Below are 25,395 nucleotides of genomic sequence, written 5' to 3' on the forward strand. Positions count from 1 at the left end.
TGGTGCGGTCGGTTTAGCCGGGATGTCAGTGGGCCAGTGCACTATCAGGGGTGGGAGGTGGCGCTGGTGTCCGTGTCGGACCGCTACGACTGTGACGTGCTCGTGATCGGCGGCGGGATCGTCGGTCTGTCGACCGCGTACGCGATCACGCGCGCCGCGCCGGGCACCCGGGTCACGGTCCTGGAGAAGGAGCACGCCCCGGCGCGCCACCAGACCGGGCGGAACAGCGGAGTGATCCACAGCGGTATCTACTACCGGCCCGGCTCGCTCAAGGCCCGCTTCGCGGTCGAGGGCGCGGCCGAGATGGTCAAGTTCTGCGCCGAGTACGGCATCCCCCACGAGGTCACCGGCAAGCTGATCGTCGCCACCGGGCGCGAGGAGCTGCCCCGGCTGCACGCGCTCGTGCAGCGCGGCCGGGAGAACGGGATCCCGGTGCGCGAGCTCGGCCCGGCGCAGATCAGCGAGTACGAGCCCCGGGTGCGCGGCCTGGCCGCGATCCACGTGGGCTCGACCGGGATCGTCGACTACGGCGCGGTGGCGGCCCGGCTCGCCGACGCGTCCGGGGCGCGGATCCTGTACGGCTCCGCGGTGACGACGATCGACCGGCGGCCCTGGGGCGTCGCCGTGCGCACGGCCGCCGGGCGCGTGGTGCGCGGCCGGGTCCTGGTGAACTGCGCGGGGTTGCACTGCGACCGGGTCGCCCGGCTCGCGGGCGACGACCCGGAGATGCGGATCGTCCCGTTCCGTGGGGAGTACTACGAGCTGGCCGACCCCTCGCTGGTGCGCGGCCTGGTCTATCCGGTGCCCGACCCGGCCTTCCCGTTCCTCGGCGTCCACCTCACCCGCGGCATCGACGGCGGCGTCCACGTCGGGCCGAACGCGGTCCCGGCGCTCGCCCGCGAGGGCTACGGCTGGTCGGTCGTGCGCCCGCGCGAGCTCGCCGGCACCCTCGCCTGGCCCGGCAGCTGGGCCATCGCCCGCGCCCACTGGCGCTACGGAGCGGGCGAGCTGCACCGCTCGCTGTCGAAGCGGGCCTTCACCGAGGCCGTACGGCGCATGCTGCCGCTCGTGGAGGAGCGCGACCTGCGGCGCGCGGCTCCGGGCGTGCGGGCGCAGGCGGTGCTCAGGGACGGCACGCTGGTCGACGACTTCCTGATCCGCGAGTCGGTGCGGACGGTGCACGTCCTGAACGCGCCGTCACCGGCGGCGACGGCCTCCCTCCCGATCGGACGTGAGGTCGCGGGCCGGGCTTTGGCGCTGCTGTAGCCGTGCGGCCGGCCGAAGGCCCTCGGCCCCCGCCCGGGCGCCGCGCCCCGCCGACCGCCGTGCCCCGCGCCGTAGAATCGGGGCATTGTGTCTGAGCAGCCTGAGAACACCCCGCACCCCCTCCCCGACGGCCCCGACGGCCTCGCCGGCCCCGGCACCGACGGCCGCGGCGCCGACAGCACCGCCGGCGGCGCTGTCGCCTCGGACGACCGGCCCGTCGCGCGGCGCGGCAGCCGGATGTTCGCGCCGGGCGAGGGACCCTCGCCGGATCCGGCGGGCGCCCACTTCGAGCGGCGGATCCGCAGCTTCCAGCCGCGTCGCAGCCGCGTCACCGCCGGGCAGGCCGAGGCCATGCTGAAGCGGTGGCCCGACTGGGGCCTCGACATCGACGGCACGCGGGTGCTCGACCTGGACGAGATGTTCGGCGGGCTGCCGGTCGTCATGGAGATCGGCTTCGGCATGGGCGAGGCCACCGCGCAGATGGCCGCCGCCGACCCCGGCACCGGCATCCTCGCCGTCGACGTCCACACACCGGGCCAGGGCAATCTGCTCGGGCTGGCCGACCGCAACGGACTCACCAACGTCCGGGTCGCCAACGGCGACGCGATCATCCTGCTGCGCGAGATGCTCCCGCCGGAGTCGCTCGCCGGCTGCCGCGTCTACTTCCCTGACCCCTGGCCCAAGAAGCGCCACCACAAGCGGCGGCTGATCCAGCCCGAGTTCCTGAGCCTGCTCGCGCCCCGGCTGGAGAAGGGCGGCCTGCTGCACTGCGCCACGGACTGGGAGCCGTACGCGGAACAGATGCTGGAGGTGCTGAACGCGCACCCCGACTTCGAGAACAGTCAGGCCGACGGCGGTTACGCACCCCGGCCCGCGTTCCGGCCGCTGACCCGCTTCGAGGGCCAGGGCCTGGACAAGGGCCACGTGGTCCACGACCTTCTTTTCCACAGGCGCTGACTCCCCGGCGGGTCACCGCCGGCCCGTGGTCCGACCGGCCCCTGACGCCGACTGGTCCCTGGCGCCGACCGGCCCCGTCCTGCCCCGACAGGTCCCGTCCGGCCCCGGCTGGTCCCGTCCGGCCCCGGTTGATCCCGGCGGATTCCGGTGGGTTCCGGCGAGTTTTCCACAGGCTGTCCGGAACTCCCTCGCCGCTGTCGGTGACGGTGGTTAGGGTCGTTGCGTGTCGTCGAATCCCCTTGTCGGAGCCGAACCCTCAACCGAGCCCGGCTCCCCACCCGCACAGGCGGTCGTCCCCGCGCAGGCGGCGGACCCCGCCCAGGCGGTCGTCCCCACGGCCGGGCCGGTCGCAGGACCGGCCGCGGAACCGGCCACCGGCCCCGCCACGGAACCGGTCGCCGCCGGCCCCGTCGCGGAACCGGTCGCCGCCGGGCCCGCGCCCCTGCACGCGGCCGCTCCCGTGCCCGCGCTCGAGAGCGACCAGCCGGACTTCGGTGCCGTGCCGGAGCGGTCCAAGTGGCGTTACAAACCGCGCAAGGCGTTCTGGCGCAGCCGACTGGTCCGGGCCGGCGTCGTGATCGCCGCGCTCGCGATCTGCGCGCTCGCGATCCTGGCGATCGTGCGCAAGGAGACCGGCACCGAGGGCTTCCTCGTGGGCCTCGCCCTCGCCGTGCTGCCGGTGCCACTGCTCCTGGCCGCGTTCCGCTGGCTCGACCGGGTCGAGCCGGCTCCGTGGAAGAACCTGCTGTTCGCGCTCGCCTGGGGCGCGTTCGCCTCCACCCTGATCGCGATCTTCGCCAATTCCTTCGCCGTGAAGTGGATCAGCAGCGTCACCGCCGACCCCGGCTCCGCCGAGTCCCTCGGCGCCACCGTCGTCGCGCCCGTCGTGGAGGAGACCGCCAAGGGCGCCGCGATCCTGCTGCTCTTCCTCTTCCGCCGCGGGTCCTTCACGGGGCCGGTCGACGGTCTGGTCTACGCGGGATTCACGGCCACGGGCTTCGCCTTCACCGAGAACATCCTCTATCTGGGCCACGCCTTCGGCGAGGACCAGGAGTTCGGCGCCGAAGGCCTCGGCTCGGTCACCGTGGCCACGTTCTTCGCCCGGGTCATCATGTCCCCGTTCGCGCACCCGCTGTTCACGTCGCTCACCGGCCTCGGCCTGGGCTTCGTCGCGCTGCTGCCGGCCGGCGCCCGGTTCCGGCGCACCCGGCTGTGGCTGCTGCCGACCGCCGGCCTGCTCCTCGCCATGGGCCTGCACGCCCTGTGGAACGGCTCGGCGACCTTCCACCCGCTGGCGTTCGTCCTCGTCTACGGGATGTTCATGGTGCCGGTCTTCGGACTGCTCACCTGGCTCGCGATATGGAGCCGGCAGAAGGAGCTGCGCACGATATCCGGCGAGCTCCCGGCCTACGCGACGGCCGGCTGGCTGGCGCACGACGAACCGCTCGCGCTCTCCTCGATGCGAGCCCGCTCGATGGCCCGCGGCTATGCGGCCCGGACCTTCGGCAAGCCGGGCTCGCGGGCCGTCGGCGAGTACGAGGCGTTCGCGACGACCCTGGCGTTCCTGCGCCACCGGGCGCGGCGCGGGCAGGTCGCGCCGGACTTCGCGGCCCGCGAGCAGGAGCTGCTGCACCACCTGTGGCAGCGCCGCCGGGTGGCCTCGCCCGCGCTGACGTACGCGGCCCGGGCGACGGGCCGGGTGTGGGTGCCGCCGCAGTACCTGGACTACGGCGGCTACAACCCGTACCGCGGCTAGCGCGGCCGGCGCGTCCCGTTCGGATCCGCCCGGCCCGCCGACCCGTCGGTCCGCCGACCCGCCGACCCGTCGGTCCGCGCGGCGGATCAGGCGGTGAGTGAGGGCCGGCCGGCCGTGGGTCAGACGCTCAGGCCCTTGGAGTTCAGCCAGGCCGCCGGGTCGATGCCGCCGCCGGACGGGGTGTGCACCTCGAGGTGGAGGTGCGGGCCGGTCACGTTGCCGGTGGCGCCGACACGGCCGATGGTCTCGCCGGTGCCGACGGTCTGGCCGACGCCGACGGTCATCGACGAGAGGTGGCAGTACCAGATCTCGGTGCCGTCCTCCAGCTGCAGCACGATGCGGTAGCCGTACGCGCCGGACCAGCCGGCGGACTGCACGGTGCCGCCGTGGACGGCCTTGACCGGGGTGCCGGTGGGAGCGGCGAAGTCCAGGCCGGTGTGGTAGCCGGAGGACCACATCGAGCCGGCCTGGCCGTAGGTCGAGGTGATCGTGTACGAGGACGTCGGCAGCGCGTAGGCGGCGGCAAGCTTGGCGAGGCGTTCGGCCTCGGCCTTCGCCGCGGCCTCCTCCTCGGCCTTCCGCTTCGCCTCGGCGGCCGCCTTCTCCGCCGCCTCGGCCTTGGCCGCGGCCTCCGCCGCCGCCGTCTCGGCCGCTTCCTTCTCCGCCGCCTCCTTGGCCGCGGAGTCGGCGGCGGCCTGCTGCTGCTCGGCCTGCTGGAGGATGCGGGCGCGCAGCGCCTCGCCCGCGTCGGTCGACGTCCTGGTCTCGGCGGGCGCGTCGGTGCCGGCGCCCTCGTCCGCGGGCGTGGTGTAGGTGAGCGCGGTGAGCGGCTGGGCGTTGTTGCCGGCGGCGTCCGCGGTGCCCTTGGCGTCGACGTCCGAGCCGATCAGGTCGCCGACGCCCGGCAGTTCGGAGGCGTCGGGCAGGTCGAGGTCCGGCAGCGCTATCGAGACCGGCGGCTTCTGCTGGGCGGTGGCCAGGCCGCCCGCGCCGACGGCGGCGATCACGCCGACACCGAGCACGGTGGAGGAACGGGCGAAGTTGGAGCGCTGCTTGACGACGCGGTGGCGTCCGCCGGAGCGGTTCCGGTCCCGCAGGGAGTCCTCGGTGGGGTTCCACTCCTCCCCGTCCGCGCCCGTGGTGCCCGCCGGTCCGGGGGCGTCGAAGTAGTCGAAGGGGGCTTGCGGAGCCGGGGTGTTGGACGCCACGGAGGCGCTCTCCTTTCCTTCCTTCTCGCCTACCGGGTTAGCTGACGGGTTCGGAGCAGGAAGGTCTCCTACGGGCCGTACCGCACAGGTCGCACGAGTCGGACGAGTGCGGTGGGGGCCCGATTCACCCCAAGTGGTGGTTCCCCGGTTCCCTTGCGGGATTCGGCGCGCGCACGGTGCCGTCTCTTGCGACGGCTGTGACGACCGCGCTGCGTTATCGAACGTTAATAGACACGACCTCCCGATTCCAAGCCGTTCCCCTTGATCATTAGCTGAATTGAGGGGGCATGGTCCGATTTGACCCCCACTCAGATAAACGTCAGGAGCAAACCCGGGATCTGACGTTACGTCAATTGTTATCGGAGGGACACCCTTCGACTACGACCGGTCACGACCCGCCCGACGCCTCCGCGAGCGGCCCCGGGATCCCCGCGCACCGCCCCCGTCCGCGCCCCCGCCCGCGGGCCCATCCCCCGGCCCGTCCGGCGGCACCACCGGCATCGTCCGCCGCCGCTCCGGCTGTCCCGCCGCCGGACGGGACACCGCGAGCAGCGCCATGTCGTCGGTCGCGCCCCCGTCCGTGTGCCGGCGCACGTCCGCCACCAGCGCGTCGAGCATCTCCTCGGGCCCCGGGAAGATCCGCCCCGCGAGGCGCGCCCCCGGGTCGTAGAACACCCCCGCCGCGTCCCGCGCCTCCGACAGGCCGTCCGTGTAGAACAGCAGCGTCGCGCCCCGTGGATACGGCGTCACGTCCGCCCGGTCCGGCCACACGCCCAGGTCCCCCATGCCCAGCGGCAGCGCCGCCTCGCTCGACCGCAGCGGCTGCACACCGCCGTCCGCGTGCAGCAGCAGCGGCTCGGGGTGGCCCCGGTTGACCACCCGTACGACCCGGTCACCGCCCGGGATCTCGGCGAGCACCGCCGTCGTGAAGCCCTCGAACGCGTCCAGACCCGCGCGCCGCGCCGCCTCCCGGGCCAGTGCCCGCTCCAGCCGCGCCGCCACGCCCTCCAGTGTCGACTCCTGCTCGGCCGCCTCCCGGAACGCGCCGATGACCACCGCCACCGCCTCGACCGCGTCGAGCCCCTTGCCCCGCACGTCGCCCACCACGAGCCGCACCCCGTACGGGGTGTCCTGCACCGCGAACAGGTCGCCGCCGATGAACGCGTCCGCCTGCGCCGCCTCGTACCGCGCCGCCACCTGCAGCCCGCCGATCCGCTCGGGAGGCGTGGGCAGCACCGCCTTCTGCGCCGTCTCGGCGATCACCCGCGCGGACGCGAGCCGCTCCCCGCTGCGCCGCGCCACCCGGTTGATCAGCACGGCGAACGCCGAGACGGTGACGACGGTCAGCGCCTCCGTGAGAGCCGGGATCCCGTCGGCGGTCCCGTTGTAGAGCTGCATGCCGACGCTCGCGAGGACCGCGGCGAGCCCCGTGAGCAGCGTCGTCAGCGTGGAGAAGAACGGTGCCGCGATCAGCGGCGCCGCCGCGTACATCGGGGCCGCCGTGTAGGCGGGCGGCGTGGCCAGGTCGTACGCCACGCCGCCGGCGATCAGCAGCGGGGGCAGGGCCCGCAGGAAACGCCGGGCCCCGCGGTACTGTCCCGCACCGCCGGCACCGCCGGCCGCCGCTCCTCGCCGCACCTGTGCTCTCCTGCCCGGTCGGTAGGCCGGTCGGCCGTCCGTCCGCCCGCGTGCCCGTACGGCCGTGCGTACGGTCCGTCCGTCCGTACGTCCAGGGCGGTGGACCGCACCGCGCCCACCCCAGGGTGCCGCCGGCCCGTACCCCTCGGCGACTCCTCCTCGGCCGGTTGGCGTACGGGGAGCTGGCCCGTCGACGTACGGGAGGGCGGGTCGCCGTCCGGGCGCTACAGGTTCCGCTCGGCGAAGACGGCCATGGCGTCCCGGACGAGGACGGCCGTGCCGGCGCCGTGTCTGTCGTAGTTCTTCGTGAAGCGCGGGTCGTCGACGTACATCCGCCCGAGCCCGACGAAGTACTCCCTGCCGGGCGTCGTCGTGATCGACAGCCACTCGTAGTGGCGCCGCGTGATCGCCTGCACCTCGTCGCTGTCGGGCGCGAGCCCGCGCGCGGCGGCCGCGCCGTAGTCGCGGGCGATGGCGGCCTGCTGTTCCAGGAACGCCTTCTTCTCCGCGTCGCCGAGCGACCGCCACCAGCGGTCGCCCTTCTCGTACGCCTCGCGGCCCCAGCGCTCGGTCACCTCGGCCTCGTACCTCGTGTGGTCGAAGCCGTCGAAGACTTCCTCGGCCATGAGCTGTTCTCCTCTCTCGGTCTTGTGGAGGGTGGTGCGCACGGCCTCGATCTGCCGCCCGATGCGCTCGCGCTCCTGTTCCAGGAGGGCCAGATGCGTGCGCAGGGCGGCCGAGGGGTCCCGCTGGCCTTCGAGGACCTCGGCGATGGCGGCGAGCGAGAGCCCCAGCTCGCGCAGCAGCAGGATCCGCTGCAGCCGCACGAGCGCCGCCTGGTCGTAGTACCGGTAACCGTTCGCGCCGACCCGGCTCGGCTCCAGCAGCCCCAGCTCGCCGTAGTGGCGCAGCGTGCGGCTGGTGGTGCCGGCCTTCCTGGCGATCTCCTGGATCGACCACTCCATGCCGAGAACGGTAGAACTTGACGTTACGTAAAGGTCAAGCGGGAGGAACCCGGCACGAAGCGGTGGCCGAACGTCCACGAGGAGGTGGTCTCCGGCATCGCCGGGAACGCCGGGAACGCCGGGAACGCCGGAGACGACGAAGGCCCGGATCGTCGAAACGATCCGGGCCTTCGTGCTACTGAGTAGCGGGGACAGGATTTGAACCTGCGACCTCTGGGTTATGAGCCCAGCGAGCTACCGAGCTGCTCCACCCCGCGTCGGTGAACACCACCTTACGGCATGAATGCCCAGGTCACGAAATCCATTACCGGCAGGGCCCCCGGCGGACACTCCAGCCCGCCCTCCGCCTCGCCTCCCGCCTCGCCACCCGCCCTGCCTTCCGGCACGGTCTTCCCTCGCTCAGCAGCCGCAGTCCTCGTCGTCGACGGGCGCCGTGAGCGGGTCCGCCTCCTTCCGGGCGGGCCCTTCCCAGGTCTCGTACGCGAAGCCCTCGCGCACCCAGTACTCGAAGCCGCCCAGCATCTCCTTCACCTGGAAGCCCAGCTCGGCGAGGGCCAGCGCGGCGCGCGTGGCGCCGTTGCAGCCGGGGCCCCAGCAGTACGTGACGACCGGGACGCTCTTGTCGAGGAGCTGCTCGGCCTGCTCGGGGACGAGTGCGGTCGGCAGGTGTACGGCGCCGGGGACGTGCCCCTGGTCCCAGGAGGCGGTCGACCGGGAGTCGATCACGACGAAGCCGGGGTCGCCGCCGGTGGCCCGCGCGTCGGCCAGGGCGGAGGCCACGTCGGAGACGTCGGCGTGGAAGGCGAGGCTGGCGGAGAAGTAGGCCGCGGCGGCAGCCGGGGAGGCGGGAGGCGTCCGGAGAACGGCGTTGACGGGGTTGGCGGCGGTGGCGGGGGCGGCCGGGATTGCGGGGTTGACCTGCTGCGTTGTCGTCGTCATGGTGATCAATCTAGGGACGGCGTTCACCGCGCTGAAGTGGTGATCCACGGCTTGTCGGGGGTACGGCCGGGGATTCCCGCGCGTGGGGCGTCGTACGGCGGGGATCTCACACACCGGGACGGGACGCTCACGTTCCCGCGCGACGGGACGCTCACGTTCCGGCGCGACGGGACGCGTCACCTTTCCGCTCCCCCATCCGTCAAAGCGGTGACGGCGACGCGGGCGCGAAGGGATGAGAAGGAACGATGGACAAGGAACTCCTGGCGGAACGTTTCCAGGCCGACCGAGGCCACCTGCGGGCGGTCGCGTACCGGATGCTCGGCTCGCTGAGCGAGGCGGAGGACGCCGTCCAGGAGACCTGGATCAAGCTGAACCGCTCCGACGTCGGTGACGTGCGCAACCTCAGCGGCTGGCTGACGACCGTCGTGGGCCGGGTCTGCCTCGACATGCTGCGCTCGCGCGCCTCCCGGCGCGAGGACCCGCTGGAGTACGCCCTGCCCGACCCGGTCGTACGGGAGGAGGGCGCTGCCGACCCCGAACAGGAGGCCCTGCTCGCGGACTCCGTGGGCCTGGCCCTGCTCGTCGTCCTGGAGACCCTGAGCCCGGCGGAGCGGCTCGCCTTCGTGCTCCACGACATGTTCTCGGTGTCCTTCGACGAGATCGCGCCGATCGTCGACCGCACGCCCGCCGCCACCCGTCAGCTCGCCAGCCGGGCCCGCCGGCGCGTCCAGGGCGCGGCCCCGGCACCGGCGCCGGACGCGGCCCGGCAGCGCCAGGTCGTCGACGCGTTCCTCGCCGCCTCCCAGGCCGGCGACTTCGAGGGCCTGCTCGCCGTCCTGGACCCCGACGTGCTGCTCCGCGTCGACGGCGGCGACCTCGCCGCGGCCGCCTCCAAGCTGGTCCGCGGCGCCGAGGCGGTCACCGCCCAGGCCCTCACCTTCGCGAAGTTCCGCCACGACTCCCGCAACGTCACCGTCAACGGCGCCGCGGGCCTCGTCTCCCTCGTGAACGGCACCCCGGTGGGCCTGATGGCCTTCACGATCACCGACACCCGCATCGTCCGCATCGTCCGCATCGACATCGTGGCGGACCCGGAGCGACTGGCGGCACTGGGAGTGCGCTGACGCCCGCTCAGGAAGGCGCGCGGGCCGTGTCGCACGGGCACGGGTGGCCACCCGCCAGAGCCTCTCGCACCCGGCCCCGCCCGCGCCGTCCGCTCATGCCGAAGCCCCCGGCCTCGGACGAGGCGGGGGCTTCTCGGTAGGCCGTGTGGGACTCGAACCCACAACCAACGGATTAAAAGTCCGCTGCTCTGCCAATTGAGCTAACGGCCCGTGGCACAAGCACACCCGTGCAGCATAGCCCGAGAGCTCTGTGAAACCGATCGGGTATCGGCCCCGGCACACCTTGGGCGTGCCGGGGCCGGGCGCAGGGCGGTCGTACAGCGGAACGCCCGCATCCCCCGTGCAGGGGATGCGGGCGTCACTGTGGCGGACCGGGGTCAGCCGATGCGGTGTCAGCCGTTGCGCTTCCAGCGCGGCTTGTCGTCGCGGCGGAAGCCGCCGCCGGACGGGCGGTGGTCGTCACGGCGGAAGCCGCCGCCCGAGGGGCGGTGGTCGTCGCGGCGGAAGCCACCCGACGGGCGGTCGTCGCGACGGTCGCGGTTGAAGGGACGGTCGCTGCCACGGTGGCCGCCGGAGGGGCGGTCGTCGCGGCGGAAGCCGCCACGGTCGTCACGGCGCTCGTCACGGCGGAACGACGGACGGTCGTTGTCGCGGCGGAAGCCGCCACGGTCACCGCCGCGGTCGCCGCCGCGGTCGTCACGGCGCTCGAAGCCGCCACGGTCGTCACGACGGTCGCGGTTGAACGGACGGTCGTTGTCACGGCGGTCGTCGCGGCGGAAGCCACCACGGTCACCGCCACGGTCGCCGCCGCGGTCGTCACGGCGCTCGAAGCCGCCACGGTCGTCACGACGGTCGCGGTTGAACGGACGGTCGTTGTCACGGCGGTCGTCGCGGCGGAAGCCACCACGGTCGCCACCACGGTCACCGCGGTCGTCACGGCGGTCGTCGCGACGGAACGACGGACGGTCGTTGTCACGGCGGAAGCCACCACGGTCACCACCACGGTCACCACCGCGGTCGTCGCGGCGGTCGCGGTTGAACGGACGGTCGTCGCGGCGGTCCTCGCGGCGCTCGGCCGCGCGGCGCTCCTCACGGGCCCGCTCCGCCTCGGCGGCGGCAGCGGCGGCGGCGAGCTCGGCCTCGGCGGCCTCGGTCACCTCGGCGACGGCGGCCTCCGGGTCCTCACCGCGCTCGCGGGCGGCGCGGGCCACCAGGCGGTCGGCCTCCTCGCGCAGCTCGACGGCACGACGCTGCAGGCGCTCCAGCTGCTTGGTCAGGTCGGCGACCTCGCGCTCGGCCTGCTTGGCGGCGTTGTTCGCGGAGTCGGCCTGGACCTCGGTCAGCGAACGGGCGCCGGTGATCTCGGCGACCTCGGGGTCGAACGCGCCCGCACCGCCGACGATATGGCGCGAGGCGTCCACGCCCGCGTCCTCCATCAGGCGGAAGATCTGGCGGCGCTGGTGCGGCAGGGCCAGGGAGACCACGACACCGGAGCGGCCGGCACGGGCGGTACGGCCCGAGCGGTGCAGGTAGTCCTTGTGGTCACCGGCCGGGTCCACGTTGAGGACCAGGTCGATGCCGTCGACGTGGATGCCGCGGGCGGCGACGTCGGTGGCGACGAGGACGTTGACGTAACCGTCCTTGAAGTCGGCCAGGGTGCGCGTACGGGCGCCCTGGGTCATGCCGCCGTGCAGCGCGTCGGCCTTCACGCCGGCGTCGCGCAGCTGCTCGGCGACGCGGTCCGCGCCCAGCTGGGTGCGGACGAAGATGATCGTGCGGCCCTTGCGGGCGGCGATCGCGGCGGTGACCGGGGCCTTGTCCTTCGGCTTCACGACCAGGACGTGGTGGGTCATCGTCGTGACGGCGCCGGCGGACGGGTCGACCTCGTGCGTGATCGGGTTCACCAGGTAGCGCTTGACCAGGGTGTCGATCTCGTTCTCGAGGGTGGCCGAGAACAGCAGGCGCTGACCGCCCGTCGGGACCTGGTCGAGGAGCTCGGTGACCTCGGGCAGGAAGCCCAGGTCGGCCATCTGGTCGGCCTCGTCGAGGACGGCGACCTGGACCTGCTCCAGGGAGCAGGCGCCGCGGTTGATGACGTCGCGCAGTCGGCCCGGGGTGGCGACGAGGATGTCGACGCCGCGCTCCAGGGCGTAGATCTGGTTGCCCATCGACGTACCGCCGCACACGACCTTCATGCGGAGGCCGAGCACGTCGCCGTACGGCTGGAGGGCGTCCGCGACCTGCATCGCGAGCTCACGGGTCGGGGTGAGGATGACGCCGCGGGGCTTCTTCTTCTCGGTCTCGCCGCCGGCCAGGGTGGCGAGCAGCGGGAGGCCGAAGGAGAGGGTCTTGCCGGAGCCGGTACGGCCACGGCCGAGGATGTCCTTGCCGGCCAGGGCGTCCGGGATGGTCGCGGCCTGGATCGGGAAGGGCGTGGTCACGCCGTTCTGGGCGAGCTTGCGCACGATGCCCTCGGGGAGACCCAGGTCACCGAAGGTGAGCTCGGGGGTCTCGGGGGCCTCGTCGGCGGACGTCTCGTCGGAGGACGCGCCGTCGGCCTCGAAGGGCTCGACGCTGGTCGTCATGACGTCGGCCTCGACGACCTCGACGACGTCGAGGATCTCGTCGTTCTCGGGCAGGACGGCGTGATCAGAACTGAAAATGGACATGCGAAATGCGAAACCTTCCGGAGTCTCGGCACGCGCCCGTCAACTCCGTGTTTCGCACTACGACCGCCTCAATGCGGTCAGCCACGGCAAGGGAGAGTACGCGCCAGTCACGGCGCTCTTCGGTCTTGGCGCCGGGCAAATGGGATCAAACGATCTACCACCATACGCACTCTCCCCCACCCAAGGCAAACCGCGCTGCGTCACACCGGCCCTGCCTGCGGCGATGCGTCCGGCTCGGCCGGCCCGCCGCGCCGCTCGGCGGCCCGCATGGCCCCCATGTGGGTGTCCGCGCCGGGCGTCGTCGTCGGCGTTTCGGTGACCGTCGGTTCGACCGTCGGCTCCTGCGACGGGCTCGGCTCCTGGCTCGGCTCGGGCGTCGGGTCCACCGGTGGCGTGGTCTCGCCACCGCCCGGCGCACCGGAACCGCCACCCGCGCCACCCCCGTCGGCCGGCTCGCCGCCCGGCGGCTGCTGCGGCTTCGGCGAGCTGCCCGGGCCCACCGGGCCGACCGCCTCGGACGGCTCGGCCGAGGCCGTCGGCGAGTCGCTCGGCACGGGCGTCTCCGTGCCCTCGCCGTCCGGGTCGGGCCCGCTGCGGCCCGTACGGTCGTAGCCGCTCCCCGCGTGCCCGCCGGTCACCCCGGCGTCGTCGACGGCACCGGCCGCCGCGCCGCGCTCGCCGGCCGAGGTGCTGGGTGCCGGCTTCGCCCCGTCGTCGCTCACACTCATACAGCCGCTCAGGCCCGCGCAGGCGGCGACCGCCAACGCGGTGGCGGCCCATCTCACGGGGTTGGGCAAATGGCGCACGGAGGCACCTCCAGGACACGACGACAGGCAGGAAGGGAAACGGACGCGGTTCGAACGCGTTGCCCTGCCCAACTCCCTTGGCACCACAAGGGACACGCCCGGGAACCGGGGAGACCGCCCGGGATGCCTGCCAGGGGGAGCCGGGATGCCCGCCAGGGGGCCCGGGAGGCCTGCCAAGGGAGCCGGATGTCCTGCGGCTCAGTGCGGCTCAGTGCGGCTCAGCAGCTCCGCCTCCGCCTTTGTCTCCGCCTCCGCCTCCGCCTCCGCTCGACGGCGCCCCAGCCCGGCTGCCTCCGTGCGCGTTGCGCCCAGCGGCTCAGCCGTACCCGAGGGCGTGCAGCCGTTCGTCGTCGATGCCGAAGTGGTGGGCGATCTCATGCACCACGGTGATCTCGGTCTCCGCGACCACGTCCTCGCGCGACTCGCACATCCGCAGCGTCGGCCCCCGGTAGATGGTGACCCGGTCCGGGAGCACCCCGGCGTACCACTCGCCCCGGTCGGTCAGCGGCGTCCCCTCGTAGAGCCCGAGCAGCTCGGGATCGTCGGCGGCCGGCTCGTCCTCGACGAACACGGCGACGTTGTCCATCAGCCGGGTGAGTTCCGGCGGGATGCGGTCCAGGGCTTCGGCGACGAGTTCCTCGAACTCCTCGCGCGTCATCTCCAGCACGCGCCCATTCTCCCTCCCGGGGAAACCGTTTTGGCGATACCGCCCGCCATCCCATATGCTTCTCACGTCCCCGACGCGCTGAGAAGCGCCCAGGTGGGCCCTTAGCCCTCATCGTCTAGTGGCCCAGGACGCCGCCCTTTCAAGGCGGTAGCACGGGTTCGAATCCCGTTGGGGGCACGCACAACCGTGTGCGAGACTTGTTCTCGCACGCTGCAAGGTCCTGTGGAGCAGTTGGTTAGCTCGCCACCCTGTCAAGGTGGAGGTCGCGGGTTCAAGTCCCGTCAGGATCGCTGGAGCTGGAAACAGCTTCGTGGCTGGGTAGCTCAGTTGGTACGAGCGATCGCCTGAAAAGCGATAGGTCGCCGGTTCGACCCCGGCCCCAGCCACAGAGTGAAGGCCCCGTTCGAGAGAATGGGGCCTTCTTCGTTTCTCCGTGCGGTCCGCACGCCCTCCCGCGCGGTCCGCACGCCTCCACGCCTCCACGCCTCCACGCCCCCGGACCCTTCCCGCCCGGACCCGTCCCGCCCGGACCTCACGCCGCTGGGTCCCGGACCCCACCCGTAGGGGAGGTCCGGGGCGACATCACTCCGCGGTCCGGTCCTCCCGGTCTCCCTTACGGGCCCGCAGCGCGAGCACCAGCGCCACCACGGCCACCACCGCGACGAGCAGGGCCCAGTCCGGGACCGCGCGGCCCCATGCGGCCACCCGCTCCTCCACCGCGAAGGAGTCGTCGACGGACAGCAGGCCCGGCAGCGCGGTCGTCCCGTCGAAGACCAGGAACAGCGTGCCGAGGACGACGAAGAAGAGGCCCGAGAGCAGCGAGGTCGAGTGGGCCTCGAAGCGGCCGACGCGGACCGGGCGGCCGCGCAGCCAGCGCCTGCGCCCCAGCTCGTACCGCTCCCAGAGCAGCGCGAGCACGAACAGCGGCACCGCCATGCCCAGCGCGTACACCGCGAGGAGCAGGCCGCCGTAGGCCGGGCTGCCGCTGAGCGCGGCCACCGTCAGGACGCTGCCCAGGATGGGGCCCGCGCAGAAGCCGGCCAGGCCGTAGACCAGGCCGAGGGCGTAGACGGAGAGCGCGGTCGTGGGCCGGATCCGGCCGCTCGCCTCGCTCATCCGGCGGGAGGCGAAGCCCAGGCCGAGGATCTGCAGCACGCCCAGGGCCACGATCGTCCAGCCGCCGAGGGCGACCAGCAGGTCCCGGTGGCCGTAGAAGAGCCGCCCGGCGAAGGAGCCGGCCGCGCCCAGCGGGACGAGGGTGGTGGCCAGGCCCGCGTAGAAGATCCCGGTCCTGGCCACGAGCTTCGCCCGGGTCTCCATCGAGTACGCGAAGAAGGCGGGCAGCAGCAGGGCGCTGCACGGGCTGAGGAGGGCGAGCAGCCCGCCGAGGAAGGCCGCGAAGTAGCCGATGCCCGAGGTCACTGCCCGGCCCCGCCGGCCGCCGGCGCCTTCCCCGACTCCGCCCCCGACCCCGACCCCGACCCCGAGTCCGACGCCCCTGACGTCGCCGCTTGCCCCGACGTCGCCGGCTTCCCCGACGTCGCCGCCCCGCCGGTCGTCGCCGGCTTCCGTGACTTCGCCGCCTTCGCCGCCGCCTCGATGGCCTCCGTGAACGTCTCCATCGGCTGGGCTCCGGCGATCGGGCGACCGTTGACCAGGAAGGACGGCGTGGACGTCGCGCCGAGCGAGTAGCCCTGCTCCTGGTCCTTGCTCACCGCCTCGCGGGCCGCCGCACTGTCCGCGTCCCGCGTGAAGCGCGCGAGGTCGGCGACGCCCGCCTCCTTCGCGAGGGCCGTCAGGCGCTCCTCGCCGAAGCCCTTCTCCTTCGCGCCCGGTGCGTACGCGGCCTTGTGGAACTCCCAGAAGCGGCCCTGCTGCCCGGCCGCCCACGAGGCCCGGGCCGCCGCCTCCGACTCCTCGCCGAAGATCGGGAAGTTGCGCCACTCGATGCGCAGGGTGCCGGCGTCCACGTACTTCTTCACCAGCTCGGGCTCGGTGTCCCGCGCGAACTTCCCGCAGAAGCCGCACTTGAAGTCGGCGTACTCGATCAGGACGACGGGCGCGTCGGCCCGGCCCAGGGCCAGTCCGTCGGAGGCGTCGCGGCGGGCGTAGGCCTCCAGCTCGGGGTAGACGCCGGCGGCCGGGTCGGCGGTGACCTCCGCCACGGAGGTACCGGCGCCCCCGGACGGCGAGGACGGCTTGGTGGTCGCGTACGAGACGACACCGAGCAGCGTGGCGGCCAGGGCCACGCCGGCGACGATGACGACGGGCTTGGACCGGGAGGCGGCGCCACCCTTGGACGCGGACGTGGACTTCGTCGCGGAGACCGACGCGGGCCTGGGCTTCGCCGCGGAGACCGACGCGGGCCTGGGCTTCGCCGCGGAGACCGACGCGGGCTTGGACCTGGGCTTGGGCATGCTGAAGCGCTCCTGAGGACGGAGAGGGAAGGGAAAGAAGGATGGGGAAGGGAGGAAAGGGAACAGCCAAAGGAGGGAGGGGGCGGGTACGCGTGCCCCTCCAGGCCCCGAGGCCCCCGAGGCCCTCCAGACCCCCTAGACCCTCAGGACCGACAGCTCCACGTGCGTCGGCGGTACCAGCTCCGGCGGCTCCGGGCCCGGCACCGTGGCCGCCTCGTCCTGGTCCGCGCCCCAGCCGCCGCACGGCGTGCGCTCCCCCGCCGGCGCGGGCAGCAGCTCGCCGAGGGCGTGCGAGCGCGGCGGTACGGCGGGGGTCGCGGCCCCCTGGTCGCCGCCGTGGTCCTGCCCGCAGCCCGGGCCTGCCGGGCCCGAGACGGCGGCTACGGCGGCCTCTCCCGGCGCCGCGGCCACGGCGACCTCCCGCGGCTGCCCCGCCGGAGCGGCGGCGGCGCCGGCTCCCGCCCCGCAGAACAGCAGCAGTCCCACCACCAGACCCACCAGCGCGGCGACGGCAGCGGCCGGCGTCGCACGCGGGCTGCCGGTGCCGGAGGTCATGGAGAAACCTTTCAGGGGGTGGAAACGGGGCGGAGTCGGACGGTGTCAGGCGTTGTGCCCGAAATACTACGCAGCGACACCGCGCCCGCCCTCGAGCCGCTCGTAAATGGGTTCGCCGCTTCTCGGCCGCAGGTGCGATCCTGGATCCCGTATGTCTACTTCCTTCGCCGCCCTCCAGTCCGTCCTGGCCGAGGTCTCGCTGCGGGACTCCCACCGGCTCGGCCGCCGTCTCGAAGGCGCCCGCCGCATCCGCAAGCCCGAAGCCCGCCAGGCCGTCCTGGACGAGATCGCCGCCGAGGCCGGCAAGGCCAAGGACCGGGTCGACGCGCGCGCCGCGCGGGTGCCCGCCGTCTCGTACCCCGAACAGCTGCCCGTCTCCCAGAAGAAGGACGAGATCGCCGAGGCGATACGCGACCACCAGGTCGTGATCGTCGCCGGTGAGACCGGTTCCGGAAAGACCACGCAGATCCCGAAGATCTGCCTGGAGCTCGGCCGGGGCGTCCGGGGCATGATCGGGCACACCCAGCCGCGCCGGATCGCCGCCCGTACGGTCGCCGAGCGCGTCGCCGAGGAGCTGAGAACGCCGCTCGGCGAGGCGGTCGGCTGGAAGGTCCGGTTCACCGACCAGGTGAACCAGGACGAGACCTTCGTCAAGCTGATGACGGACGGCATCCTGCTCGCCGAGATCCAGACGGACCGCGAGCTGCGCGCGTACGACACGATCATCATCGACGAGGCCCACGAGCGGTCCCTCAACATCGACTTCCTGCTCGGCTATCTGGCCCAGCTGCTGCCGAAGCGCCCCGACCTCAAGGTCGTGATCACCTCCGCGACCATCGATCCGGAGCGCTTCTCCCGTCACTTCGGCGACGCGCCGATCGTCGAGGTCAGCGGACGGACGTATCCGGTCGAGGTGCGCTACCGGCCCCTCCTGGAGGAGGACTCCGACGAGGCCGACCGCGACCAGATCACCGCGATCTGCGACGCCGTCGACGAGCTCCGCAAGGAAGGACCGGGCGACGTCCTGGTCTTCCTCTCCGGCGAGCGGGAGATCCGCGACACGGCGGACGCGCTCGGCAAGAGGAGGCTCCCCGACACCGAGATCCTCCCCCTCTACGCGCGGCTCTCGCACGCCGAGCAGCACCGGGTCTTCCAGGCCCACGCCGGCCGCCGGATCGTCCTCGCGACGAACGTCGCCGAGACCTCCCTCACCGTCCCCGGCATCAAGTACGTGATCGATCCGGGCACCGCCCGCATCTCGCGCTACTCGCACCGCACCAAGGTGCAGCGGCTGCCGATCGAGCCGATCAGCCAGGCCAGCGCCAACCAGCGCAAGGGCCGCTGCGGCCGTACCTCGGACGGCATCTGCATCCGGCTGTACTCGGAGGACGACTTCCTCACCCGCCCCGAGTTCACGGACGCGGAGATCCTCCGCACCAACCTCGCCTCCGTCATCCTCCAGATGACCGCGGCAGGTCTCGGCGACATCGAGAAGTTCCCGTTCATCGACCCGCCGGACCACCGCAACATCCGGGACGGCGAGCAGCTCCTCCAGGAGCTGGGCGCGCTCGACCCGACGCAGAAGGACCCGAAGAAGCGGCTGACGGAGCAGGGCCGGAAGCTGTCCCAGCTGCCCGTCGACCCGCGGCTCGCCCGCATGGTCCTGGAGGCCGACAGGAACGGCTGCGTACGGGAGGTCATGGTCATCGCCGCGGCGCTGTCCATCCAGGACCCGCGCGAGCGGCCGGCCGAGAAGCAGGCGCAGGCCGACCAGCTGCACGCCCGCTTCAAGGACGAGACCAGCGACTTCCTCGCCTTCCTCAACCTCTGGCGCTACGTCCGCGAGCAGCAGAAGGAGCGCGGATCGTCGTCGTTCCGCCGGATGTGCAAGCAGGAGTACCTGAACTTCCTGCGCATCCGCGAGTGGCAGGACATCTACGCGCAGCTGCGCGCGGTCGCCAAGCAGATGGGGCTCCACCTCGAGGAGCCCTCGGCGGACGCTGCCGCCCCCGAGCAGTCCGTGCACGTCTCCCTGCTCGCCGGCCTGCTTTCCCACATCGGCCTCAAGGACGTGAAGGAGTCCAAGGAGGGCCGGGACCAGAAGCGGGAGGGCAGCCGGAACGAGTACCTCGGCGCCCGCAACGCCAAGTTCGCGATCTTCCCGGGCTCCGCGCTCTTCAAGAAGCCGCCGCGCATGGTGATGTCCGCCGAGCTGGTGGAGACCTCGCGGCTGTGGGCCCGGGTGAACGCGCGGATCGAGCCCGAGTGGATCGAGCCGCTGGCCCAGCACCTGGTGAAGAAGACGTACAGCGAGCCGCACTGGGAGAAGGACCAGGCGGCCGTGATGGCGTACGAGAAGGTGACGCTGTACGGCGTGCCGATCGTCGCCGACCGCAAGGTGAACTACGGCCGGGTCGACCCCGAGGTCTCCCGCGAGCTGTTCATCCGCAACGCGCTCGTCGAGGGCGACTGGCGCACCCACCACAAGTTCTTCGCCGACAACCGCAAGCTGCTCACCGAGGTCGAGGAACTGGAGCACCGGGCCCGGCGCCGCGACATCCTCGTGGACGACGAGACCCTGTTCGACTTCTACGACAAGCGGGTGCCCGAACACGTCGTGTCCGGCGCCCACTTCGACTCGTGGTGGAAGCACAAGCGCCGCGAGGAGCCGGAGTTCCTCGACTTCGAGCGCGAGATGCTCATCAACGAGAAGGCGGGTGCGGTCACCAAGGACGACTATCCGGACTCGTGGCGGCAGGGCGCGCTGAAGTTCCGGGTGACGTACCAGTTCGAGCCGGGCGCGGACGCGGACGGCGTCACCGTCCACGTGCCGCTCCAGGTGCTGAACCAGGTGACGGACGAGGGCTTCGACTGGCAGATCCCGGGTCTGCGCGAGGAGGTCGTGACGGAGCTGATCCGCTCGCTGCCCAAGCCGATCCGCCGTCACTACGTGCCCGCGCCGAACTTCGCGGGTCGCTTCCTGGACTCGGTCGTGCCGGTGCAGGAGCCGCTGACCACCGCGCTCGCCCGCGAACTCCAGCGGATGGTCGGTGTCCCGGTGACGGCCGAGGACTTCGACTGGGCGAAGGTGCCCGAGCACCTCAAGATCACCTTCCGGATCGTCGACGAGCGGCGCCGCAAGCTGGCCGAGGACAAGGACCTGGAGACGCTCAGGCTCCGGCTGCGTCCCAAGGCCCGCCAGGCGCTCTCCAAGGCGGCCAAGGCGGCCACGGCGGGCCCGGACGGCTCCGGGCCTTCCCTGGAGCGCGCGGGGCTGAAGGACTGGACGATCGGCACGCTCGTGAAGGTCTTCGAGACCAAGCGGGCGGGCCAGCCGGTCAAGGCGTTCCCGGCGCTGGTGGACGAGGGCGACAGCGTCGCCGTGCGGCTCTTCGACTCGGAGGCCGAGCAGGCGCAGGCGATGTGGCGGGGCACCCGGAAGCTGATCATGCTGAACATCCCGGTGAACCCGGCGAAGTTCGCCTCGGACCGGCTGACCAACCAGCAGAAGCTGGCCCTCTCCGCGAACCCGCACGGCTCGATCCAGGCCCTGTTCGACGACTGCGCGACCGCCGCCGCCGACAAGCTGATCGCCGACCACGGCGGCCCCGCCTGGGACGAGGAGTCGTTCCGGAAGCTGTACGACAAGGTGCGCGCCGACCTGGTCGAGCTGACCGTACGGACGGTGGGCCAGGTGCAGCAGGTGCTGGCGGCCTGGCAGGCCTGCGAGCGGCGGCTGAAGGCGACGAGCAGCCCGGCGCTGCTGCCGAACCTCCAGGACGTGCGGGAGCAGCTGTCCTGGCTGGTGCCGGCCGGCTTCGTCACGCGTACCGGCCTGAAGCGGCTGCCGGACCTGATGCGCTACCTGGTGGCGGTGGACCGGCGGCTGCAGCAGATGCCGACGGGCGTGCAGCGGGACACCACCCGCATGGAGAAGGTGCACGAGATGCTGGACGAGTACGCGTGGCTGCTCGAACAGCTCCCGAAGGGCCGTCCGGTGCCGTCCTCGGTCACGGACATCCGCTGGATGGTGGAGGAGCTGCGCGTCAGCTACTTCGCGCACGCGCTGGGCACGGCGTACCCGGTCTCGGACAAGCGGATCGTGAAGGCGATCGACGCGGCCGTGCCCCAGCCGGCCCGGTAGGGCGTCCAGCACCGGCCCGGCAGAGCGCCTCCGGCGGGCCGGTGCGCGGAGCCTGTCCGGGCCCGCCGGAGGGCCCGCCGGACCCGGTTCGACCAGACCGCTGACCTGCTGTACAGTTTTCCTCGCAGCCACGCTTCAGAGGCTGCGAAGGTCCTGTGGAGCAGTTGGTTAGCTCGCCACCCTGTCAAGGTGGAGGTCGCGGGTTCAAGTCCCGTCAGGATCGCCGCGAAGAAGGCCCGCACCGTTCGGTGCGGGCCTTCTTGCGTTCCCTCGAACGAGGGACGAAGGTCCCACCAACGGGTGACCAACGGCGGGTTGGTGAACTCTCGGGGGGTGGAAGGCTGTTCGGGGGCAAGGGTTCCGCGATGTGACGGGAGTCACTGAATCGGTTTCAGGAACTGTCTCACTTACACCCTTCCTACATGGCCCCGATTTAATATGTGCAATTGCACCAGGTCTACGCGGGTCCGCCGCCCGCCCACTGCCCGCCCGCCGCCCGCCCGCAGCCGACAGGCAGTTGCCCCGCAGCCGGCCCCCGGCAGGCACACCCACAGGGGCTCACAGGCACCCGCGGACACCCGCGGACACCCGCAGACACCCGCAGACACAAAAAGATCGCGCTGGACCCGGCGGAGTCCAGCGCGATCGAAGACGGGGAACCTGTTGGGGCAGGTCACGCGTCGGCAGAGCTTTGGGGTGGGGCGAACCGGGTTGGGGGACCCGGAAAGTGCCCGGTGTTACGGGGTGTCGCGTGCGTCGCGGGCGCCTCAGGCCTCGCTGCGCTGCTGGGGAATGCCCGCCAGCAGAGCGCGGACCTCGGCCTCGCGGTACCGGCGGTGTCCACCCAGGGTGCGGATGGACGTGAGCTTGCCGGCCTTGGCCCAACGGGTCACCGTCTTCGGGTCCACGCGGAACATCGTGGCAACCTCGGCAGGGGTCAGCAGCGGCTCGGCATCAGGGGTGCGAGCGGTCATGAGCGGCCTCCTCGGGAGAACCGAACCTTCTCGGTTCTTTCCTCTAAATTCTGCACCTTGACCCGCCTTGCCCGAAATGGCAGAAGCGGGTCGAGTCGGTTATAGGACGAACGGCTTGTCCTCGGCACTACAACTACACCATCCGTCCAGCCACGTCGGCCAAACCGATGGAATTGCCCTCGCAGGTGTTCATCAGCGGCGGAAGTCGATGGACCATGCCATAACGGACAGTCACGCCACTGTGACGATCAGTCACAGAGCGATCAGGAGTCCTCAGACCCCCCATAGAGTGCAATGTCGAGCTTTCCGTCCTTACTTGGACGGAAGGAACCCTCCCCGGACTCCTTGTCCTATTTTGGCACGAGGGTAGGTGATGGGCGCAAGGGTGCCTTTAGTGCTGTCCGTCACGCTTGAGCCAAAGGCCCGGATCGGGACCTACGTCCTGCCCCACCCGCCCCAAGGGCCCCACAGGAGCACACCAAAGACCCGGTCCGGTGTCCAGTAATGAAGATCATCTATTTCGCCGTCAGTTGGCGAACTGCAGGTCCCGGATCGCCCGCCACCGCTCCGCGAGCCGCCCGTAGGCCTCCTCCGCGCCCGCGCCGTCGCCGTCCCGCAACGCCGCGATGCCCGCGGCCACGTCCGCCGCCGACCGGTCCGCCGCCAGCGCCTCCGCGCCCACCGCGTGCACCAGACCGCCGTAGTCCAGCTCCACCAGCGCCCGCGGATGGAACTCCTCCAGCCAGCGCCCCACCCCGACCAGGCTCTCGGTCATCGGGCCCTCCGCGATCGCGCCCCGCAGCGCCTTCAGCGCCCGCGCCAGCCGCCGCCGCGCCTGCGCCATCGGCGTCCGGTAGCGCAGGACCGGCGCCTCGCCCGCCGCCCGGTCCCCCGGCGCGTACTCCCGCTCCTCGTCCGAGAACACCGCGAACCAGCTCAACGGCACCCGCCACACCGCGCCCCGGATCCACGGCCGCGCGTCCGGGTTCCGCTCCAGCCACCGCTCGTGGTCCGCCGCCGCCTGGGCCCGCACCACCGGCGGCAGCATCGCGTCCAGGACCGGAGCGGGCAGCGTCCCGCCCGTCAGCTCCCCCATCGCCAGCCAGGCCCGCAGCCGGGTCCGCCACGGACAGACCAGGACCGTCCCGTCCACCGTCGTCACGAACGCGTCCGCGCTCTCGTGCACGGGCACCGGTACCGGCGGCACCGGCACCAAGTCCGCCAGCGCCCGCCGCAGTTCGTCCTGCGCGCCCGGGAGGTCCGCACGGCGCGCGTAGCGGGCCCAGTGGCCCCGCTCCGGCTCGGGGAACGCGACCAGCGGCTCGTACACCCGCAGGTACGCGGCATAGGGCACGAGCACCGAGGAGGGGACCGACATGTCGCAAATCCTTCCACGGCCGTACTCCGCGAGAGGGTGATCCTCGGCACTGCTTCCCTGCTACGGCCAGGTAGGACTTACCCTGCTCCCGACCTGGTCCCACCCCCACCCGCAGGGGGGACCTTCCGCCGCTTCGTTTTGGGAGTCACCACCGTGACCGATGTGACCGGCGTTCCTGATGTACTGCACACCCTGTTCCACTCGGAACAGGGCGGCCACGAGCAGATCGTGCTGTGCCAGGACCGCGCCACCGGCCTCAAGGCCGTCATCGCCCTTCACAACACCGCCCTGGGCCCGGCCCTCGGCGGCACCCGCTTCTACCCGTACGCCACCGAGGCCGAGGCGATCGCCGACGCGCTGAACCTCTCCCGCGGCATGTCGTACAAGAACGCCATGGCCGGCCTCGACCACGGCGGCGGCAAGGCCGTCATCATCGGCGACCCCGAGAAGATCAAGACCGAGGAGCTGCTCCTCGCCTACGGCCGCTTCGTGGCCTCCCTCGGCGGTCGCTACGTCACCGCCTGCGACGTCGGCACCTACGTCGCCGACATGGACGTCGTCGCCCGGACCAACCAGTGGACCACCGGCCGCTCGCCCGAGAACGGCGGCGCCGGCGACTCCTCCGTCCTCACCGCCTTCGGCGTCTTCCAGGGCATGCGCGCCTCCGCGCAGCACCTGTGGGGCGACCCGACGCTGCGCGGCCGCAAGGTCGGCGTCGCCGGCGTCGGCAAGGTCGGCCACTACCTGGTCGAGCACCTGATCTCCGACGGCGCCGAGGTCGTCGTCACCGACGTCCGCGAGGAGTCGGTGCGCCGGATCACCGAGAAGTTCCCGCAGGTCACCGTCGCCGCGGACACCGACGCCCTGATCCGCACCGAGGGCCTGGACGTCTACGCCCCGTGCGCCCTGGGCGGCGCGCTGAGCGAGCAGACCGTGCCGTTCCTCACCGCGGCCGTCGTCTGCGGCGCGGCCAACAACCAGCTGGCCCACCCCGGCATCGAGAAGGACCTCGTGGAGCGCGGCATCCTGTACGCGCCCGATTACGTGGTCAACGCCGGCGGGGTGATCCAGGTCGCCGACGAGCTCCACGGCTTCGACTTCGACCGCTGCAAGGCCAAGGCGACGAAGATCTTCGACACCACCCTCGAGATCTTCGCACGTGCGAAGGCCGACGGCATTCCGCCGGCCGCGGCGGCCGACCGGATCGCCGAGCAGCGCATGGCCGAGGCACGTCGGGCCTGAATCCGGTGGGGCGGCCCGCCGGTCGGCGAGCGATTCGCGAGACTTCGCTCACGCCGATCGGCGGGTCGGACCGCAAGAAGAGGTTAAAATCGCGACTGACCAGCGAGGACAGGGCACCTCGATGGTTCTGTACCGGGGTATGTGATGCGCGCGGCGTACCGTAGACCGACGGAAACAGGTACCGTTGAAGCCCTACGGACCGGTCTCTCTCCGAGAGTCCGTTCCGGATCATGAACGCGTGTCAAGACTCTGGGGCCAGAGAGCTCCGTCACCGAGGGGGTCGAGCCATGGGGCGCGGCCGGGCAAAGGCCAAGCAGACCAAGGTCGCCCGCCAGCTGAAGTACAGCAGCGGCGGGACTGACCTTGCGCGTCTGGCCAGCGAGCTGGGCGCATCGACTTCGAGCCAGCCGCCGAATGGCGAGCCGTTCGAGGACGACGACGAGGAAGACGACCCGTACGCGCAGTACGCGGATCTCTACAACACCGACGACGAGGACGAGGACGACGAGTCCGGTCCGGCGTCCTCTCGGCGTCGCGCTTGACCTTCTGAACATCGAAACCCGGTCCGGGGTACCCGGACCGGGTTTCTGCGCTGTCCCGGCCCGCCCAGAGCCCTCACGACGGCTCACCGGCCGCCCCCGACGAGCGCCTTCGGCGGAAACGACGAAGGAGCACCCCGGACGGGGGCGC

19 protein-coding genes, 6 tRNA genes and 1 riboswitch are annotated in these 25,395 nt (G+C 72.2%); of the genes, 11 read left to right on the top strand and 14 right to left on the bottom strand.

Going from position 1 to position 25,395, the window contains the following annotated elements; genetic code table 11:
* Positions 1–66 precede the first annotated feature (66 nt).
* The 3 genes from lhgO to ESG85_RS10985 all read left to right on the top strand — a co-directional run bounded on the left by lhgO (position 67) and on the right by ESG85_RS10985 (position 3,979).
* Positions 67–1,266: an L-2-hydroxyglutarate oxidase gene (lhgO, locus tag ESG85_RS10970; protein WP_374050290.1), complete on the top strand. Its 1,200-nt coding sequence runs from the start codon at positions 67–69 to the stop codon at positions 1,264–1,266.
* Positions 1,267–1,503: 237 nt separating this feature from the next.
* A complete protein-coding gene (gene trmB / locus ESG85_RS10980) occupies positions 1,504–2,223 on the top strand; it encodes a tRNA (guanosine(46)-N7)-methyltransferase TrmB (protein ID WP_246094931.1) in 720 nt (239 codons plus the stop codon).
* Positions 2,224–2,683: 460 nt separating this feature from the next.
* Entirely contained in the window at positions 2,684–3,979 is a 1,296-nt protein-coding gene (locus ESG85_RS10985; RefSeq protein WP_128978060.1) for a PrsW family intramembrane metalloprotease, read from the top strand.
* Between the two features lie 119 nt (positions 3,980–4,098).
* On the opposite strand, the gene ESG85_RS10990 is transcribed toward ESG85_RS10985, so the two are convergent.
* The 5 genes from ESG85_RS10990 to ESG85_RS11010 form a co-directional block, all read right to left on the bottom strand.
* On the bottom strand, positions 4,099–5,187 hold the full coding sequence (locus tag ESG85_RS10990) for a M23 family metallopeptidase (RefSeq protein WP_128978001.1): 1,089 nt from the start codon (positions 5,185–5,187) through the stop codon (positions 4,099–4,101).
* Between the two features lie 11 nt (positions 5,188–5,198).
* A riboswitch (cyclic di-AMP (ydaO/yuaA leader) is annotated at positions 5,199–5,365 on the bottom strand.
* A 200-nt stretch (positions 5,366–5,565) separates the two neighbouring features.
* Positions 5,566–6,825: a PP2C family protein-serine/threonine phosphatase gene (locus tag ESG85_RS10995; protein WP_128978002.1), complete on the bottom strand. Its 1,260-nt coding sequence runs from the start codon at positions 6,823–6,825 to the stop codon at positions 5,566–5,568.
* Between the two features lie 224 nt (positions 6,826–7,049).
* On the bottom strand, positions 7,050–7,790 hold the full coding sequence (locus ESG85_RS11000; protein WP_128978004.1) for a MerR family transcriptional regulator: 741 nt from the start codon (positions 7,788–7,790) through the stop codon (positions 7,050–7,052).
* Between the two features lie 183 nt (positions 7,791–7,973).
* Positions 7,974–8,047, bottom strand: a tRNA-Met gene (locus ESG85_RS11005).
* Positions 8,048–8,189: 142 nt separating this feature from the next.
* On the bottom strand, positions 8,190–8,729 hold the full coding sequence (locus ESG85_RS11010; protein ID WP_128978006.1) for a rhodanese-like domain-containing protein: 540 nt from the start codon (positions 8,727–8,729) through the stop codon (positions 8,190–8,192).
* 245 nt (positions 8,730–8,974) lie between these two features.
* Between ESG85_RS11010 and sigJ the strand changes: the two genes are divergently transcribed.
* Entirely contained in the window at positions 8,975–9,853 is an 879-nt protein-coding gene (sigJ, locus tag ESG85_RS11015) for an RNA polymerase sigma factor SigJ (protein WP_128978008.1), read from the top strand.
* A gap of 137 nt (positions 9,854–9,990) precedes the next feature.
* Here the strand turns inward: sigJ and ESG85_RS11020 are convergent.
* From ESG85_RS11020 to ESG85_RS11035, 4 genes are all read right to left on the bottom strand, one after another.
* Positions 9,991–10,063, bottom strand: a tRNA-Lys gene (locus ESG85_RS11020).
* A 182-nt stretch (positions 10,064–10,245) separates the two neighbouring features.
* The gene (locus ESG85_RS11025; RefSeq protein ID WP_128978010.1) at positions 10,246–12,522 is read right to left on the bottom strand and encodes a DEAD/DEAH box helicase; all 2,277 of its coding nucleotides are present in this window, start codon (positions 12,520–12,522) and stop codon (positions 10,246–10,248) included.
* A gap of 200 nt (positions 12,523–12,722) precedes the next feature.
* Entirely contained in the window at positions 12,723–13,250 is a 528-nt protein-coding gene (locus tag ESG85_RS11030; protein ID WP_128978012.1) for a hypothetical protein, read from the bottom strand.
* 394 nt (positions 13,251–13,644) lie between these two features.
* The gene (locus ESG85_RS11035; RefSeq protein ID WP_181019008.1) at positions 13,645–13,995 is read right to left on the bottom strand and encodes a metallopeptidase family protein; all 351 of its coding nucleotides are present in this window, start codon (positions 13,993–13,995) and stop codon (positions 13,645–13,647) included.
* A gap of 104 nt (positions 13,996–14,099) precedes the next feature.
* Here ESG85_RS11035 and ESG85_RS11040 point away from each other — a divergent pair.
* The 3 genes from ESG85_RS11040 (at position 14,100) to ESG85_RS11050 (ending at position 14,381) form a co-directional block, all read left to right on the top strand.
* Positions 14,100–14,172, top strand: a tRNA-Glu gene (locus tag ESG85_RS11040).
* 39 nt (positions 14,173–14,211) lie between these two features.
* A tRNA-Asp gene (locus ESG85_RS11045) sits at positions 14,212–14,285 on the top strand.
* Positions 14,286–14,307: 22 nt separating this feature from the next.
* A tRNA-Phe gene (locus ESG85_RS11050) sits at positions 14,308–14,381 on the top strand.
* Positions 14,382–14,577: 196 nt separating this feature from the next.
* On the opposite strand, the gene ESG85_RS11055 is transcribed toward ESG85_RS11050, so the two are convergent.
* From ESG85_RS11055 to ESG85_RS11065, 3 genes are all read right to left on the bottom strand, one after another.
* Complete coding sequence (locus ESG85_RS11055) at positions 14,578–15,417, bottom strand: cytochrome c biogenesis CcdA family protein (protein ID WP_128978014.1); 840 nt, start codon at positions 15,415–15,417, stop codon at positions 14,578–14,580.
* Entirely contained in the window at positions 15,414–16,412 is a 999-nt protein-coding gene (locus tag ESG85_RS11060) for a DsbA family protein (protein WP_128978016.1), read from the bottom strand. Before ESG85_RS11060 ends, ESG85_RS11055 begins: the two co-directional genes overlap by 4 nt.
* A 135-nt stretch (positions 16,413–16,547) precedes the next feature.
* Positions 16,548–16,967, bottom strand: coding sequence for a hypothetical protein (locus tag ESG85_RS11065; RefSeq protein ID WP_128978018.1), 420 nt, complete (start codon positions 16,965–16,967; stop codon positions 16,548–16,550).
* Positions 16,968–17,118: 151 nt separating this feature from the next.
* Between ESG85_RS11065 and hrpA the strand changes: the two genes are divergently transcribed.
* A complete protein-coding gene (gene hrpA / locus ESG85_RS11070; RefSeq protein WP_128978020.1) occupies positions 17,119–21,111 on the top strand; it encodes an ATP-dependent RNA helicase HrpA in 3,993 nt (1,330 codons plus the stop codon).
* Positions 21,112–21,260: 149 nt separating this feature from the next.
* Positions 21,261–21,334: transfer RNA gene (locus ESG85_RS11075), tRNA-Asp, on the top strand.
* Between the two features lie 544 nt (positions 21,335–21,878).
* On the opposite strand, the gene bldC is transcribed toward ESG85_RS11075, so the two are convergent.
* Together bldC and ESG85_RS11085 are read right to left on the bottom strand one after the other, a co-directional pair.
* Positions 21,879–22,085: a developmental transcriptional regulator BldC gene (bldC, locus tag ESG85_RS11080; protein ID WP_003949541.1), complete on the bottom strand. Its 207-nt coding sequence runs from the start codon at positions 22,083–22,085 to the stop codon at positions 21,879–21,881.
* Between the two features lie 526 nt (positions 22,086–22,611).
* Positions 22,612–23,463, bottom strand: a complete 852-nt coding sequence (locus ESG85_RS11085) for a DUF8083 family protein (RefSeq protein ID WP_128978022.1) — start codon at positions 23,461–23,463, stop codon at positions 22,612–22,614.
* A gap of 153 nt (positions 23,464–23,616) precedes the next feature.
* Between ESG85_RS11085 and ESG85_RS11090 the strand changes: the two genes are divergently transcribed.
* Both ESG85_RS11090 and ESG85_RS11095 read left to right on the top strand, forming a co-directional pair.
* Positions 23,617–24,705 (top strand): Leu/Phe/Val dehydrogenase, encoded by a 1,089-nt coding sequence (locus ESG85_RS11090; protein WP_128978024.1) that lies wholly within the window; start codon positions 23,617–23,619, stop codon positions 24,703–24,705.
* Positions 24,706–24,992: 287 nt separating this feature from the next.
* Complete coding sequence (locus tag ESG85_RS11095; RefSeq protein WP_128978026.1) at positions 24,993–25,247, top strand: DUF3073 domain-containing protein; 255 nt, start codon at positions 24,993–24,995, stop codon at positions 25,245–25,247.
* The last annotated feature ends 148 nt before the right edge of the window (positions 25,248–25,395 follow it).

Origin of the sequence: Streptomyces roseicoloratus (assembly GCF_004117935.1) — a bacterium.
GTDB lineage: Bacteria > Actinomycetota > Actinomycetes > Streptomycetales > Streptomycetaceae > Streptomyces > Streptomyces roseicoloratus.